Here is a 14,417-nt window from a genome sequence, read left to right on the forward strand (position 1 = left end):
CGGCGAGCCTGTCTTACAGGATACCGGTTTGCGCCATGAGCGCGGCCGCCTTGTGCGCGATCCTGGCCACGCCGAAGCTGGTCGCCAGGGCTTGACCGTCCAACTCGGCAAGCGGCACCCAGCGGGCGTCCTGCGCGTCGTCACCAGCCACCGGTTCGCCGGACTGCCAGCGACACAGGACGGCGATCAGGATGAAGTGCCGGCGCAGCGCGCCGCTGTCGTTGCGGTCGAACACGTCGACGGCGTCGAAGACCCGCAGCGGCTCGGCGCGCACGCCGCATTCTTCGAAAAGCTCGCGTGCGGCGGCATCTTCCAGGCGCTCGCCGCCATCGATCTTGCCGCCGGGAAAGGCCCAGCGGTGCTGGTCGGGCGGGTTGGCGCGCTGCACCAGCAGGATGTGGCCGTCGCGCACCACGGCGGCGATGGTGGCGGCGATGGGACGTTGCGGGGGGGATGGCATGGGAACTCCGGAATGTAGGGGAGGGGCGCGGGCGGCGGCATGGCGGGGTCAATGGGGCCTGGGACCGATCAATGCGGCAAGCATCCCCGTATTGGCCTAGCCGGGCGTCAACCCGTTGATCATCATCGCCAGGCCGTATTCAAAGGTGGCGTCGGGGCCTTGCTTGTCCAGTGCCTTCATGGCGCGGGCCAGGGCGGGCGGCGGGCTGGAGGGCTCGGCGCGGTCGGGCGCGGCGGCGTCAAAGGCTTGCTGCTCCATGACCGAACCGACCACATAGTGCCCGATCACGAGCAGGGCGTTGGCGGCGTGCAGCGGCGTGAAGCCGGCATCGCACAGCAGCGTCAGCTGGGCCTGGACGCGGTCGTATTGCGGTTCGGCGGGGCGGGTGCCGGCGTGGATGCGCGCGCCGTCGCGGTAGGCGAGCAGCGCCTGGCGGAAGCTGCGCGCGTTGGCCAGCAGGAATTCCTTCCAGGGGCCGCCGGGCGGCGGCATGGAATGCATGTGGCCGCGCATCATGGCGTCGGCCAGGGCATCCAGCAACGCCTGCTTGCTCTTGAAATGCCAGTACAGCGCAGGCTGTTGCACGCCCAGGCGTTCGGCCAGTTTGCGAGTGGTCAGGCCATCCACGCCCACCTCGTTCAGCAGTTCAAGCGCGCTGTCGATGACGGCGTCGCGTTGCAATTTGGCCATAGAGTCTCCGGTTCGGCTTGGTAATTTATCACTGATCAATTTATGATGCGAAAATTTATCATTGATAAATTATCTTCGTCATGTCCGACCGTGCCATTGCCTTGCTGCTTTTCATCGTGACCCTGGACGCCGCCGGCGCCGGGCTGATCATGCCCGTGCTGCCGGGCCTGCTGGACAAGCTGGGCGACCCCGCGTCTACGCCTGCCCACTACGGCGGCCTGCTGTCGTTGTATGCCCTGGCGCAGTGCCTGGCCGGACCGGTGCTGGGCGCGCTGTCCGACCGCTACGGGCGGCGGCCGATTCTGCTGGCGTCCCTGGCCGGCGCGGCGGCGGACTATCTGGTGATGGCTGCCTCGCCAGCGCTGTGGGTGCTGTATCCGGGACGGATCCTGGCGGGCATCACCGGCGCGACCGGCGCGGTGGCGGGTGCCTGCATTGCCGACGCCGGCGACCCGGCACGGCGCGCGCGCCGCTTCGGCCTGCTGTCCGCCAGTTTCGGGCTGGGCATGATCCTCGGGCCGGCGCTGGGCGGCCTGGCGGGGCTGGCCGGCGAACGCATGCCGTTCGTGGCGGCGGCCGTGGCCAACGGCACGGCGTTCCTGCTGGCCTGGGCCTGGCTGCCGGAATCGCGGCTCGGTGCGCGGGCGCCGTGGGCGTGGGGCACGCTCAATCCCTTGGGCGGCCTGCGCCAGGCGTTGGGCGGCAAAGGCATGGCCGGCCTGTTGTGGATGTTCCTGGTGATGCAGATGGCGGGGCAGGTGCCGGGGGCGCTATGGGTGCTGTACGGGCAGGACCGCTTTCGCTGGGACGCGGCCGCCGTGGGCATGTCGCTGGCGGGTTTTGGCGCCTTGCACGCGCTGGCGCAGGCGACGCTGCCGGGGCCGCTGGCCACGCGTCTGGGCGAGCGCGGCGCCTTGCTGGTCGGCATGGCGGCGGACGGGCTGGGCTATGTGCTGCTGGCGTACGCCACGCAAAGCTGGATGGTCGTGCCGCTGATGCTGTTGCTGGCGGCTGGCGGCGTGGGCGCACCGGCCTTGCAGGCGTTGCTGTCGGCGCGTGCCGGCGATGGCAAACAGGGGCAGTTGCAGGGCGCGATGACCAGTCTGGCCAGCGTTGCCGCCGTTGCCGGTCCGCTGGCGTTCACCGCGCTCTACGCAGCCCGCCTCGGCGGTTGGACCGGCTGGCCGTGGCTGGCGGGGGCGGCGCTGTATCTGCTGTGCGCGCCCGCGCTGGCGGCCCTGGGCAGGCGTACGGCGTAGCGTGAGGTCCTGGCGCAAATCCCGATAGTGGCGCCGCGCCCCTTGGGGCACACTGTCAGCCGCGCCGCTTCGAGCGCGATCGACAAGGATGGGGCCTGCCGACAGGCCTCGCAGGGGAAAGCATGGACACGCCAGACCGCCAATTGCGCTATTTCGTGCGGATCGCGGAATTGAAATCGCTGTCGCGCGCGGCCGAAGACCTGGACCAGACGCAGTCGGGCCTGAGCCGCCAGCTGGCCGCGCTGGAAGCGCACGTGGGCAAGCCGCTGTTCGTGCGCACGGGCCGGGGGGTCGAACTGACCGAAGCCGGCACGCGCTTGCTGGACGGCATCCTGCCCGCCTACCGCAGCATCGACCAGACGCTGGAAGCCGTGCGCCAGCGCGAAGGCGTGACGCAGGGCTCGGTGCGGCTGGCCACCGTGCATACGCTCAGCTACTACTTCATGGCCGAGGTCGTGGCGCAGTTCGTCAGCAGCCGCGAACACGTCAACCTGTCGGTCATGGGCCGCAGCTCGCCCGAGGTTGTCGCGCTGGTGGAAAGCGGCAAGGCCGACATCGGCTTTGTCTACGATGCCGCGGTGGCGTCCGATGCGCTGGCGTCCACGCCGCTGTTCGACGACGACATGTGCCTGATCGTGCGGCGCGGGGTCGACGTCGCCGATGGCGTCGACCTGGGCGCCATGGCGCTGCGGCTGGTGGGCTTTCCGCCGCATTACGCGCTGCGCAAGATGATCCACAGCGCGGGCCTGCAGCCCGAATTCGTGGCCGAAGCCGAAACCATCGATGCCATGCTCAAGCTGGTGTCCTCGGGCGTGGGCGCCTGTATCCTGCCGTCGCGCATTCCCGAAAAACTGCTGGCCGACTACGAACTGCGCAAGGTGGCCATTGCCAGCCCGGTGCTGCGCCGCCGGGTGGTGGCCATTACCCCGGCCCAGCGCCAGCCGCTGCCGCTGGTGGGCGAACTGCTGGACTGCGCGCGCCGCATCGCGCGGGGATAGGGGCGGCAAGGCCGGCCCGCGGCGGCCGCCGAATACCTGCTATGACCCGCGCTGCATGGCTTGATGCCGCCAAGGTTTCCATACTGCTTCCCATGGCGCGGGGTCCGTCCGCGCCGTCCGCAACATGAGGAGACAGCATGGACAACGCCCTGCGCGAGAAAGCCTATTTCGACACCCGCGCCACCAAGGAAATGGCGCAACACCTGCGCGCCGTGCCGCGCACCACGCAGGAAACCATGGCCTACGCCTGCCGCATCCTGGCGATGACCGAGCAGGAAGCCGGCCTGGCCGGCCAGATCAGCGTGCGCTCGGACCGCCCGGGCGCCTACTGGACGCTGCGCTTCGGCCTGGGTTTTGACGAGGCCACGCCGGCCGATTTCATCGAGGTCGATCGCGACCTGAACACCCTGACGGGCGACGGCATGGCCAACCCGGCCACGCGCTTTCACCTGTGGGTGTACGAGGCCCGGCCCGACGTGCGCTCGATCATCCACACGCATTCGCCGTGGGCCTCGGCGCTGGCGGCGGCGCGCCAGCCGCTGGTGATTTCGCAGATGGACATGACGCCGCTGCACGACGACTGCGCGTTTCTGGGCGAGTGGCCCGGGGTACCCATCGCCGACCAGGAAGGCGTGATCATTTCGGCCGCGCTGGGCGCCAAGCGCGCCATCATCCTGGCGCACCACGGCTACCTGACGGCGGGCGCCAGCTGTGAGGAAGCGACGTATCTGTCGGTCTACCTGGAACGCGCCGCCCGCATGCAGATCCGGGCGCAGGCCTTCGGCCCGCTGACGCCGGTGGACGACGCCCTGGCGCGCGAAGCGCACGACTACCTGCTCAAGCCTTCCATCGTGCGCGCCACCTTCGATTACTGGTGCCGCCAGACGCACGGCATCGCGCCGTTGCCGTTGCCCAGCCGTTAAGCGCGGCTTTCCATACCAACACTTCAAGGGGAGTCACGCAGATGACGTCCAAGACACCACGCGCGCGCACGCGCCGCGACTACGTCACGGCTGGCCTGGCCAGCATGATGGGTACCACCATCGAGTGGTACGACTTTTTCCTGTACGGCACGGCCGCCGCGCTGATCTTCAACAAGATCTTCTTTCCGTCGTTCGATCCGCTGACGGGCACGCTGGCGGCCTTTGCCACCTATTCGGTGGGCTTTTTCGCGCGGCCGCTGGGCGGGGTGATCTTCGGCCATTACGGCGACAGGATCGGCCGCAAGTCCATGCTGCTGATCACGCTGCTGCTGATGGGCGTGCCCACCATCCTGATCGGCCTGATTCCGTCGTACGAGCAGATCGGCTACTGGGCCGCGGTGCTGCTGGTGCTGATGCGTTTCCTGCAAGGCATCGCGGTGGGCGGCGAATGGGGCGGGGCGGTGCTGATGGCCGTCGAGCATGCGCCCGAAGGCAAGAAGGGCTTTTTCGGCAGCCTGCCGCAGGCGGGCGTGGCGCCGGGGCTGATCCTGTCGTCGCTGGCGATGGGGGCGGTGGCCGCGCTGCCCGAGGCCGACATGCTGGCCTGGGGCTGGCGCCTGCCGTTCCTGGCCAGCGTGGTGCTGTTGCTGGTGGGCTGGTTCATCCGCGTCAAGGTGGCCGAATCGCCGGACTTCGAGCAGATGCGCGAGCAGGGCGCCAAGGTGGAAGTGCCCGTGGCCGTGGTGCTCAAGCACCACCGGCGCGCGCTGCTGACGGTGGTGGGGGCCCGGCTGGCCGAAGTGACCTGGTTCTACACGGTGGTGACGTTCTCGCTGGCCTATGCCACGGGCACCCTGGGCATCCCGCGTTCGGTGATGCTGGACGCCACCATCTGGGGCGCGGCGCTGGCGCTGTTCACCATGCCGCTGTTCGGCGTGCTGGGCGACAAGGTCGGCCACAAATGGGTCTTCATGGCGGGCGCCGTGGGCATCCTGGCCTGCGCGCCGCTGTTCTTCCAGCTGCTGGCCACGGGCCAGACCGCCTGGATCATCACGGCGGTATGCCTGGCGGTGGGATTGGTCTACGCTTGCCTGTACGGCCCCGAGGGCACGCTGTTTTCCAGCCAGTTCCCGGCCGAGGTGCGCTACACCGGCATCTCGCTGGCGGTGCAGGTGTCCGGCGCCATCGGCGGCGGCCTGGCGCCCATCATCGCGACCTGGCTGCTGGCCAAGGCGGGCGGCGATCCGAAGTACGTGGTGGCTTACCTGAGCGCGCTGGGCGTCGTTGCCGTGTTCAGCGCCTGGCGCATGCGCGGCGACACGCCGGCGCAGGTGGCGCGGGCCGTGCCGGCCGGCATCCGAACCTGAGGACGACATGAAGACGATCGACTACTACTTCTGGCTGAATTCCGACTGGGCCTACCTGGGCGCCGACCGGCTCGAAGCCCTGGCAGCGCGCCACCAGGCGCGCATCCGCTACCTGCCGGTGGACCTGCCCGACGTGTACTCGCGCACCGGCGGCGTGCTGCTCGGCCAGCGCGCGCCCGAACGCCAGGCCTACCGCGTGGCCGAGCTGGCGCGCTGGTGCCGCAAGCTGGGCATCTTCGTCAACCCCAAGCCGGCGTTCATGTGCCCGGACGCGGCGCTGGCTTCGCGCATCGTCATCGCGGCGGATCGCGCCGGGTTGCCGGTGGCGGCGCTGTACAAGGCCATCCTGAAAGCCGAGTGGTGCGACGAGCAGGACATTTCGTCGCCCGCCACGCTGCACGCGATCGTCAGGCAGCAGGGCCTGGATGCCGACGCCTGGCTGGCCGCCGCCGAGGGCCCCGAAGCCAAGCAGATCTACCGCCAGAACACCGACGCCGCGGTGGCGGCGGGCGTGTTCGGCTCGCCGTCGTACGTGTATCGCGGCGAGCTGTTCTGGGGGCAGGACCGGCTGGACATGCTGGAAGAGGCGGTGGCCGCGCCGGTATAGCGACGCGTGGCCTGATCGGGCCGGGGCGGGCGCGAAGCGCGGCTGCCCGGCCCGGCCATCCTGACGGACCGGGCCCAGGCGCCGGCTACTTCGCCGCCGTCTTCACCAGCGGGCAGGTCGACTTAGCCAAAGGCATGAAGGCCTCGTCGCCCGGCACCGTGGCCACCAGGTGGTAGTAGTCCCAGGGCCGTTTGGATTCAGACGGCTTTTTCACTTCGAACAGGTACATGTCGTGCACCATGCGGCCGTCTTCGCGGATGCGGCCATTGGTGGCGAAGAAGTCGTTGATGGGCATGGCCTTCATCTGCTTCATCACCGCGTCCGGCGCGTCGGTGCCGGCGGCCTGCACCGCCTTCAGGTAATGCATCACCGACGAATACGTGCCGGCCTGGCTCATGTTCGGCATCTTCTTGAGCTTGTCGTAGTAGCGCTGCGACCAGGCGCGCGTCTGGTCGTTCATGTCCCAGTAGAAGGCCTCGGTCAGCATCAGGCCGCTGGCCGCATCCAGGCCGATGGCGTGGATGTCGTTGATGTACAGCAGCAGGCCGGCCATCTTCTGGCCGCCCTGGGTCAGGCCGAATTCGCTGGCCGCCTTGATGGCGTTGACCGTGTCGCCGCCCGCGTTGGCCAGGCCCACCACCTGGGCGCGGCTGGACTGCGCCTGCAACAGGTACGAGGCGAAGTCGCTGGACCCCAGCGGATGGCGTGCGGCGCCCAGCACGGTGCCGCCGCGGGCCTTGACCACGTCGGTGGCAGAGGCTTGCAGCGTATGGCCGAAGGCATAGTCGGCTGTCAGGAAGTACCAGCTCTTGCCGCCACGGTCGACGATGGCGCGGGCGGTGGTGTTGGCCAGCGACCAGGTGTCGTAGGTGTAGTGCACCGAATAGGGCGAGCACAGGTCGTTGGTGATGCGTTCGGTGCCGGGGCCGCTGAAGACCACGATCTTCTTTTTCTCGCGGGCCACTTCCAGCACCGCCAGCGCCGGAGCCGAGCCGGCCACGTCCATCACGGCGTCGACTTTCTGCGTGTCGTACCACTCGCGGGCGCGGGCCGCGGCGATGTCGGCCTTGTTCTGGTGGTCGGCCACCAGCAGGTCGATCTTCTTGCCCAGCACCGTGCCGCCGAAGTCGTCGATGGCCATCTGTGCGGCGGTGGCGCTGCCCTTGCCGGTCACGTCGGCGTAGACGCCGCTCATGTCCAGGATCAGGCCCAGCCGGACGATGTCGTCCGAGATGGCGGGGGTGGACTGGGCCGCGCCTGGGCCGCTCCAGGCCAGGGCGGCGGCCAGGACGGCCGCGCACGGCGCAAGCCGCGCGTAGCGGCGGCGGGTTCGGGGGCTGCGTTGCTGCGAAATCCGGGGCATCGGGGTCATGGTTGTCTCCATTTATGGTTATGCCGGATACGTGCGGGGAACAGCGGGCGCTTGGGCGGTCAGCCGCGCCTTTTCGGAAATAGCGGGGGGCGCCGCGTGCGCCACAGGCGCGGCTAGCGCTGCGTCAGCAGGTCGAATTCCATGCGGACCTTGCGGAACGGAAACTCCAGCCGCGCGAAATACACCACGCGGCCGTCGATGCAGGCGTAGCGGCGCAGTTCGGCCACGGGCGAGGACACGGGAATCTGCAACGATTCCGCGGATTCCTGGCCGGCCTCGATCACGTTCAGCACCTGGCGCGCTTCGCTGATGCGGGCGCCGTAGAACTGGTCCAGCACCGGCGCCACGGTGCTTTTCTGGATGCGGGCGCGGTGCTTGCGAAACAGGCTGCTTTCCAGGAACACCTCGCTGTAGCAGAAGGGGCCGGCATCGGTGGTATGCACCCGCCGCAGGTACTGGAAACGGCCACCGCGGTCGGCCTCGCACGGCATGCCCAGGGTGTCCGGCAACGGCGAATCGGCGCTGGATTCCACCAGCGACACGGTGCCCAGCTGATTGCTCAGTTCCACCGTTTCGGCCCAGGTCTTGGGGATCAGCAGCGTGGGCGTTTCGGGCAGCGCGGCATTGACGAAGGTGCCCGACCCGCGCGAACGCCGGATCAGGCCGTCCTGCTCCAGCAGGCCGAAGGCCTGGCGGATGGTGGCGCGCGAAATGCCGTAGGTGTCCATCAGCGATTCCAGCGGCGGAATCTGCTGGCCGGGCCGCCAGGTGCGGTTCTGGATATGGCTGCGAAACAGCGCGGCCGCCTGCAGGTACAGGGGCTGGGGACTGTGCGAGAAAAGCTTGCGCGCGGGCATGGGGGGCAGGATCAGGAAGAGAGAGGGGCGGCGAGCAGGGCGTCGGCCATGTCGCGCAACCGGTGTTTCTGGATTTTCACCGAATTGGCGCTTTCCACCGACGGAAAGGCCTCCAGCGCGGTAAAGCCCACGGGCACCTTGAAGCCGGCCATCGCCTGTTTGCACGCGGCGGTCCAGCCGGCCGCATCCGCCGTCGCACCCGGGTGCAGCAGCACGAAGGCGTAGGGCACGATCTTGCCGTGGCGGGTGGCCCCCACCACCTGGCAGGCGCGCACGCCGGGCAGGGCTTCGACGACCTGTTCGATTTCCACCGGGTTCACCAGAAAGCCCGACAGCCGCAGCGAATCGCCCATGCGGGTCTGGAACACGAACTGGCGCGGATTCAGCGTGTAGCCCAGGTCGCCCGTCTTGAAGTAGCCGTCTTCGGTAAAGGCGCGGGCGGTGGCGTCGGGGTTGTCCAGGTAGCCCTGCATCAGGCTGGGTGACCGGATTTCCAGTTCGCCCGATTCGCCGTGCGGCAGCACCGCGCCGCTGGCCGGGTCGCGCGCCCGCACGCGGGCGTCGGAGTAAACCAGCGTGCCGCCGGGCTGGTGACGGGCCGACACGTCCCCTTCGGCGGCCTCGCGCGGCTGGCCGGCCACCAGGGCGATCAGTTCGCTGGATCCATACAGCCCGGTCAAGGGCACGCCGGCCTCGCGGGCCAGGTCCAGCATGTGGTCCAGCGCGGGCGTGAAGCTGGCAAAGCCGAACAGCCGGGCCGAGGCAAAGCCGCCGGGAGCGGCCGCGCGCATCATGGCGACCAGCGCTTCGTTGTTGGCATAGGTGTGCGTGACGCGGTGGCGCGCCACCGCGGCGGCGGACTCGGCGGCATCGAACACCGGCGCGCACACCACCGGCGCGCCTTGCGCCAGGCCACCCACCAGGGTGGCAAAGCCGAAGGCGCCGCAGAATGGCGCGCTGGCCAGCACGCACGTGCTGTCGTCGTAGCCGAAGGCGTGGGCCACCGCCGCGCCGTGGCGCAGCAGCGTCGTCTGGTCGTGCAGCACGAACTTGGGCTGCGAGGTGGTGCCGGACGTGGTGAAGCACAGCACGCCGGCATTGGGCTGGGCGGGGGGCGGGGCGTCGGGGCAGGCCAGAAGGTCGGCGTAGCGGTAGAGCGGCCGGCCGTTCTGGGAAGCCTGGGAAGACGCGTCGTCCGCCCCGCTTTCGTCGGCGACCGCCACCACGCCGCGCAGCCGCGCCAGGTGTTCGGGCGCGACGTCGTTCAGGATGCCCTGGAAGTCGATGCCCTTGAACCCCGGCCAGAACACCAGCCAGTCGGCGCGGCCACGGCCGAGGATGTCGGCGACTTCCAGCGCGCGAAAGCGCGTGTTCACCGCCAGCACCAGCGCGCCCAGGTGGGCGGCGGCCAGGAAGGTCTCGACCCAGGCGGCGCAATTGGGCAGCCACACCGCCACGCGGTCGCCGGGGCGGACACCGGCGCGCGCCAGGCCAGCGGCCAGGGCGCGGCTGCGGGTGCGCAGTTGTGCGTGGCTGATGGGCTGGTCTCGGTCGATCAGCGCGGGGGCATCGGGCTGGCGCGCGGCCAGGGCGTCCAGGTGTTGTGAAAAGGTGGTGGCGATCGGCGTGAGGCGCGGCGCGGCGGGTGTGACGACGGACTTGGCGGCGGACGGGGCCGGGGCAACAGGCTGCGTCATGGCTTACACCGTGGCGATGGGAGTGACGGGCGAACCCACTGCGCCGGGCATGCGCAGCGGCGGCGCGGTCAAGAGAAAGCGGTTGCGGCCCTGCGTGTGCAGCCAGTCGGCCAGCGCCTTCAGGTACCACAGCTCGGCCAGCGGCACGCCCAGCTTGAACAGGCAGTGATGGTGCAGCGGCAGGATCGAGTGGCCGGGCCCCGAGGTGCGCGCCGGGTACGCTTCCACCGCGTAGTTGTCGGCGCAGATGGCCGCCACGCCGCTGTCGGTGATCCAGCCCAGCAGCGCCGGGTCGGCGCCGTCCAGCACCGCGCCGGTCTGCTCGAGCCGGTGCGGATCGGGCTGGCCGTTCATTTCCACCAGCGTTTCGGCAAAGCCCGTGCGCAGCACCAGCATGTCGCCGGCTTCGACCACCACCTTCTGTTCGCGCATGGCCGCCTGCAACTGCGTATGGCCGACCAGCGTGCGGCCGGGGCCGAAGGCGCGCGCCAGGTCGATCAGCACGCCGCGGCCCTGCATGCCTTTTTCGGCGTAGCGGTGGATGCCGAGCTTGCGGGCATACGAGCCGCCGGGCGGGCAGCAGTCGCCCGGGGCGGCGTCGTCGCCGCCGAACACGTCCACGCCGGCCGCATAGCCGTTGTAGTAGACGCGGCGGGCCTCGCCGTCGCCCTGGATGTCGAACTGCGCGCCCACGTGGCACAGGCCGTCCCATTGGGTCGAATACTGCATGCTGAGCGTGACCTGGTCGTCGGACAGCACGTCCACGGCCTCGGGCTGCAGGCGCGACATGGCGAAGTTCAGGTAGGGCGCGCCGTCGCGAAACGTGGGCTTGAGCACTGGCGGATGGCGGCGCGGATTCAGCACGTTGCCGCCGGGCAGGTCCAGCGGCAGCGACAGGCAGAACACCTTGCCCGCGCGCACCTCGCGCACGGCTTGCAGCACCTTTTCCTCGGTCAGGAGGTTCAGGCGGCCGATCTCGTCGTCGGGGCCGAAATCGCCCCAGGTGGATCCTTCGGGCCGTTGCGTCCAGCGTTTCATGGGCATGTCTCCGGTCTGTTTTTCGTGTGCTTGTGAATATAGTCCGTATTTACGTACTATAGGAAGCACCTGCTGGCCGCACGCGCCGCAAGCTGCGTTGACCGATGGGAAAAAAATGGCAATCCGCCGCCGGTGGAGCCAACAGAAATCCGCAATCAGCGGATTCGCGAGGAGACAGATCCATGACGCATTCCCTGCATCGCCGTGCCGGGCGGCAGGCGCTGGCCGCGGCCGCCCTGGCCGCGCTGACCCTGTCCGCGGCGCACGCCGCGGGCTATCCGGAGCATCCCGTCACCGTGGTCGTGCCGTATCCACCGGGCGGCGGCGCGGACATCTTCGGCCGCGCCATCGCCAATGCGCTGCAGCCGGGCCTGAAGCAGACCGTGCTGGTCGAGAACAAGCCCGGCGCCGGCGGCAACATCGGCATGGCCTACGTGGCCCGCGCCAAGGCCGACGGCTACACGCTGGGCCTGGGCACCATCGGCACGCAGAGCATCAACCAGTTCCTGTACGCCAACATGACGTTCGTCCCCGAGCGCGACCTGGTGCCGATCGCGCTGGTGTCCACCACGCCCAACGTCATTGCCGTCAGCGCCAAGTCGCCCTACAAGACCGTGGCCGATGTGATCCAGGCGGCCCGGCAGTCCAAAGACAAGAAGCTGACCTATGCCTCGCCCGGCATCGGCTCGTCGGTGCACCTGACCGGCGCCTATTTCGAGGCGATGGCGGGGGTGACGATGCTGCACGTGCCGTTCAAGGGCACGTCGGCGTCGCTGCCGGCGGTGGCGGGCGGTCAGGTGGACCTGCTGTTCGACAACCTGCCGGGCGCGCTGGCGCAGATCAAGGATGGCAACCTGGTGCGCGGCGTGGCCGTCACTTCGGCCACGCGTGATCCGTCGCTGCCCGACCTGCCCACCGTGGCCGAGTCCGGCCTGCCGGGTTTTGACGTCACGGCCTGGTTTGCGCTGTATGCGCCGCGCGGCACGCCGGAAGCGGTCGTTAGGCAACTGATCGAGGCCGCGCGTACGGGCCTGGCCAGCCCGGCCATCGCCACCAATTTCGCCACCATGGGCGCCCGGCCGGGTACGCTGTTCGGCCCCGACCTAGGCGCCTTCGAGCGCGACGAGCGCAAGAAATGGGGCGGCCTCATCAAAGACAAAGGAATCACCGCGCAATGAACCCTACTCCCATCGCATTGGTGACCGGCGGCAGCCGCGGCATCGGCCGCGCCATCGTCGCGCGCTTGTTGCAGGACGGCTTTCGGGTCGTCAATTTCAGCCGCCGCGCGCCTGACGAAACCTTGCCCGGCGAGACCTTCCAGTCTGTCGACCTGGGCGATGCCGCGGCGACTGTCGCGGCGGCCGGCGCGCTGGTCGCCGCGCAGCCCGTGCTGCACCTGGTCAACAACGCCGGCATGATCCAGGTCGCCGATATCGAATCCGTCACGCAGGAAGACCTGGCGCGCACCGTGGCGCTGAACCTGACCGCGCCGCTGCTGCTGATGCAGGCGCTGCTGCCGGGCATGCGCCAGGCCGGCTACGGCCGGGTGGTCAACATCGGCAGCCGGGCGGCCCTGGGCAAGCCCGGCCGCTCGGTCTATGGCGCCACCAAGTCGGGCCTGGTCGGCATGACGCGCACCTGGGCGCTGGAACTGGGCAAGGCCGGCGTGACCGTCAACACGGTGGCGCCGGGGCCCATCGCCACCGAACTGTTCGACCAGTCCAACCCGCCGGGCGAGCCGAAGACCGTGGCGCTGGAAGCGTCGATTCCCGTGGGGCGGATCGGCCGGCCTGAAGACGTGGCGCATGCGGTTTCCGGATTCATGGACCCGCGCGCGGGCTTCATCACCGGGCAGGTGCTGTACGTGTGCGGGGGAATGTCGGTGGGGTTGGCGGGGTAGGGGCCAGGCGGAGGCCTGTCAGCCGATGCCGTCGCTGCCGTCCAGCGGCCACGGAAAGTCCGGCGTGATGCGCAATTCCAACCCCGCCTGCGACAGCAATTGGTGCAGCCGGATCACTTCATGCGCCAGCTGGTCTTCGGCTACCGGCAGGTGCTGCGTGATCAGGTCGCGCGCCCGCTTGACGCCAATGCCCAGCGCCACCGACAGCCGGGCGATGGCGGTGGCCGTGCCCAGCGCGCCGGGCGTCGCCCACAGCGTGTAGGGCGTGCGGTCGTGGAAGGGGTGATTGGGGTTGGTCGTGGCCACCATCCAGCCGCAGGCTGTGCACCGCGCGATCAGGCTCAAGCCCTGTTCGGCCACGCTCTGGGGCTGGCCGCACTCGGGGCAGGGCGATTGCGTGATGCGTTCGGTCATGGTCGGGGTACGAGGGCAATAGGGGGGCCTGCGGCAATCATCAGGAGGCGGAACCGGTAGCGTAATCCGTTCTGGCGCAATGCGGGCGCCGCCCGCTGTACAGGGCGGCATCCGACAAGGTGTACCGGCGCCTGCCGACCTGGCGTGGCTATGATGCGGGCATTCTTCGCCCGACGTTGCCGTGATGACCCGCAAGATATTCTGGCAAGACCCGTACCTGACCGCGCTCGACGCGCAGGTCACCGAGGTGGCAGGCGCCCAGGTGCTGCTGGACCAGACGATTCTGTTCGCCTTTTCTGGCGGCCAGGAAAGCGATGCCGGCACGATTGCCGGCTATCCCGTGCTGCAGGCGGCCAAGCGTGGCCTGGACATCGTGTACACCTTGCCCGCCGATAACGCGATCAAGGTGGGCGACAGGGTGGCCACGCAGCTTGACTGGGACCGCCGCTACCGGCTCATGCGGCTGCACTTCGCGGCCGAGATGGTGCTGCAGCTGATTTACCAGCGCTGTCCCGGTATCGTGCGGACCGGCGCGCACATTGCGCCGACCAAGGCCAGGATCGATTTCACCAGCGAGCACAGTCTGGCGCCGCTATTGGCCGGCATCGCTGGCGATGCGCAGGCGCTGATCGACGCCGATCATCCCATCGTCACGGCCTTCAGCGACGCTGGCGCCGAGCGTCGCTACTGGCGGGTCGACGGCTTTGCGCAGATGGCGTGCGGCGGCACCCATCCCCGCCGCACGGGTGAAATCGGCGGCGTGTTGCTCAAGCGCAGAAATCCGGGTCGCGATCGCGAACGCGTGGAAATTGTGCTGGCCTGAAGGGCGCGGCGG

General features: G+C 69.2%; 15 protein-coding genes. 8 read left to right on the forward strand and 7 right to left on the reverse strand.

Annotated features, from left to right (window positions below; all coding sequences use genetic code 11):
- Positions 1 to 13: 13 nt before the first annotated feature.
- Entirely contained in the window at positions 14 to 460 is a 447-nt protein-coding gene (locus U858_RS0130940; protein ID WP_025140983.1) for an NUDIX hydrolase, read from the reverse strand.
- Between the two features lie 96 nt (positions 461 to 556).
- Positions 557 to 1,150, reverse strand: coding sequence for a tetracycline resistance transcriptional repressor TetR (gene tetR, locus U858_RS0130945; RefSeq protein ID WP_025140984.1), 594 nt, complete (start codon positions 1,148 to 1,150; stop codon positions 557 to 559).
- Between the two features lie 80 nt (positions 1,151 to 1,230).
- Between tetR and tet the strand changes: the two genes are divergently transcribed.
- The 5 genes from tet (at position 1,231) to U858_RS0130970 (ending at position 6,304) form a co-directional block, all read left to right on the forward strand.
- Positions 1,231 to 2,409, forward strand: coding sequence for a Tet(A)/Tet(B)/Tet(C) family tetracycline efflux MFS transporter (tet, locus tag U858_RS0130950; protein ID WP_029954591.1), 1,179 nt, complete (start codon positions 1,231 to 1,233; stop codon positions 2,407 to 2,409).
- 122 nt (positions 2,410 to 2,531) lie between these two features.
- Complete coding sequence (locus U858_RS0130955) at positions 2,532 to 3,407, forward strand: LysR family transcriptional regulator (protein ID WP_025140986.1); 876 nt, start codon at positions 2,532 to 2,534, stop codon at positions 3,405 to 3,407.
- Between the two features lie 137 nt (positions 3,408 to 3,544).
- Complete coding sequence (locus tag U858_RS0130960) at positions 3,545 to 4,330, forward strand: aldolase (protein ID WP_025140987.1); 786 nt, start codon at positions 3,545 to 3,547, stop codon at positions 4,328 to 4,330.
- Positions 4,331 to 4,371: 41 nt separating this feature from the next.
- Positions 4,372 to 5,697: an MFS transporter gene (locus tag U858_RS0130965; RefSeq protein WP_025140988.1), complete on the forward strand. Its 1,326-nt coding sequence runs from the start codon at positions 4,372 to 4,374 to the stop codon at positions 5,695 to 5,697.
- Between the two features lie 7 nt (positions 5,698 to 5,704).
- Complete coding sequence (locus U858_RS0130970) at positions 5,705 to 6,304, forward strand: 2-hydroxychromene-2-carboxylate isomerase (protein WP_025140989.1); 600 nt, start codon at positions 5,705 to 5,707, stop codon at positions 6,302 to 6,304.
- Between the two features lie 85 nt (positions 6,305 to 6,389).
- Here the strand turns inward: U858_RS0130970 and U858_RS0130975 are convergent, their stop codons facing one another.
- The 4 genes from U858_RS0130975 to U858_RS0130990 all read right to left on the reverse strand — a co-directional run bounded on the left by U858_RS0130975 (position 6,390) and on the right by U858_RS0130990 (position 11,268).
- Positions 6,390 to 7,667, reverse strand: a complete 1,278-nt coding sequence (locus U858_RS0130975; protein WP_051593731.1) for an ABC transporter substrate-binding protein — start codon at positions 7,665 to 7,667, stop codon at positions 6,390 to 6,392.
- A gap of 122 nt (positions 7,668 to 7,789) precedes the next feature.
- Complete coding sequence (locus tag U858_RS0130980) at positions 7,790 to 8,533, reverse strand: GntR family transcriptional regulator (protein WP_025140991.1); 744 nt, start codon at positions 8,531 to 8,533, stop codon at positions 7,790 to 7,792.
- An 11-nt stretch (positions 8,534 to 8,544) separates the two neighbouring features.
- Positions 8,545 to 10,230, reverse strand: a complete 1,686-nt coding sequence (locus U858_RS0130985; protein WP_025140992.1) for an AMP-binding protein — start codon at positions 10,228 to 10,230, stop codon at positions 8,545 to 8,547.
- 3 nt (positions 10,231 to 10,233) lie between these two features.
- The gene (locus U858_RS0130990) at positions 10,234 to 11,268 is read right to left on the reverse strand and encodes a cyclase family protein (protein WP_025140993.1); all 1,035 of its coding nucleotides are present in this window, start codon (positions 11,266 to 11,268) and stop codon (positions 10,234 to 10,236) included.
- Positions 11,269 to 11,450: 182 nt separating this feature from the next.
- Between U858_RS0130990 and U858_RS0130995 the strand changes: the two genes are divergently transcribed.
- Entirely contained in the window at positions 11,451 to 12,446 is a 996-nt protein-coding gene (locus U858_RS0130995; protein WP_025140994.1) for a tripartite tricarboxylate transporter substrate binding protein, read from the forward strand.
- Positions 12,443 to 13,168, forward strand: a complete 726-nt coding sequence (locus U858_RS0131000) for an SDR family NAD(P)-dependent oxidoreductase (RefSeq protein WP_025140995.1) — start codon at positions 12,443 to 12,445, stop codon at positions 13,166 to 13,168. Before U858_RS0130995 ends, U858_RS0131000 begins: the two co-directional genes overlap by 4 nt.
- An 18-nt stretch (positions 13,169 to 13,186) precedes the next feature.
- Here the strand turns inward: U858_RS0131000 and U858_RS0131005 are convergent, their stop codons facing one another.
- A complete protein-coding gene (locus tag U858_RS0131005; RefSeq protein WP_025140996.1) occupies positions 13,187 to 13,582 on the reverse strand; it encodes a hypothetical protein in 396 nt (131 codons plus the stop codon).
- A 184-nt stretch (positions 13,583 to 13,766) separates the two neighbouring features.
- Here U858_RS0131005 and U858_RS0131010 point away from each other — a divergent pair, with 184 nt between their 5' ends.
- Positions 13,767 to 14,405 (forward strand): alanyl-tRNA editing protein, encoded by a 639-nt coding sequence (locus tag U858_RS0131010; protein ID WP_025140997.1) that lies wholly within the window; start codon positions 13,767 to 13,769, stop codon positions 14,403 to 14,405.
- Positions 14,406 to 14,417 lie beyond the last annotated feature (12 nt).

The sequence above is a fragment of the Achromobacter sp. DH1f genome (assembly GCF_000633435.1).
Lineage (GTDB): Bacteria > Pseudomonadota > Gammaproteobacteria > Burkholderiales > Burkholderiaceae_B > Achromobacter > Achromobacter deleyi.

Bases quoted from the DNA above. Each gene is read 5' to 3' on its own strand.
- U858_RS0130990 (WP_025140993.1), bottom strand. From the start codon at position 11,268: ATGAAACGCTGGACGCAACGGCCCGAAGGATCCACCTGGGGCGATTTC.
- U858_RS0131005 (WP_025140996.1), bottom strand. From the start codon at position 13,582: ATGACCGAACGCATCACGCAATCGCCCTGCCCCGAGTGCGGCCAGCCC.
- U858_RS0130970 (WP_025140989.1), top strand. From the start codon at position 5,705: ATGAAGACGATCGACTACTACTTCTGGCTGAATTCCGACTGGGCCTAC.
- tetR (WP_025140984.1), bottom strand. From the start codon at position 1,150: ATGGCCAAATTGCAACGCGACGCCGTCATCGACAGCGCGCTTGAACTG.
- U858_RS0131000 (WP_025140995.1), top strand. From the start codon at position 12,443: ATGAACCCTACTCCCATCGCATTGGTGACCGGCGGCAGCCGCGGCATC.
- U858_RS0130965 (WP_025140988.1), top strand. From the start codon at position 4,372: ATGACGTCCAAGACACCACGCGCGCGCACGCGCCGCGACTACGTCACG.
- U858_RS0130995 (WP_025140994.1), top strand. From the start codon at position 11,451: ATGACGCATTCCCTGCATCGCCGTGCCGGGCGGCAGGCGCTGGCCGCG.
- U858_RS0130985 (WP_025140992.1), bottom strand. From the start codon at position 10,230: ATGACGCAGCCTGTTGCCCCGGCCCCGTCCGCCGCCAAGTCCGTCGTC.
- U858_RS0130955 (WP_025140986.1), top strand. From the start codon at position 2,532: ATGGACACGCCAGACCGCCAATTGCGCTATTTCGTGCGGATCGCGGAA.
- U858_RS0130960 (WP_025140987.1), top strand. From the start codon at position 3,545: ATGGACAACGCCCTGCGCGAGAAAGCCTATTTCGACACCCGCGCCACC.
- U858_RS0130980 (WP_025140991.1), bottom strand. From the start codon at position 8,533: ATGCCCGCGCGCAAGCTTTTCTCGCACAGTCCCCAGCCCCTGTACCTG.
- tet (WP_029954591.1), top strand. From the start codon at position 1,231: ATGTCCGACCGTGCCATTGCCTTGCTGCTTTTCATCGTGACCCTGGAC.
- U858_RS0131010 (WP_025140997.1), top strand. From the start codon at position 13,767: ATGACCCGCAAGATATTCTGGCAAGACCCGTACCTGACCGCGCTCGAC.
- U858_RS0130940 (WP_025140983.1), bottom strand. From the start codon at position 460: ATGCCATCCCCCCCGCAACGTCCCATCGCCGCCACCATCGCCGCCGTG.
- U858_RS0130975 (WP_051593731.1), bottom strand. From the start codon at position 7,667: ATGCCCCGGATTTCGCAGCAACGCAGCCCCCGAACCCGCCGCCGCTAC.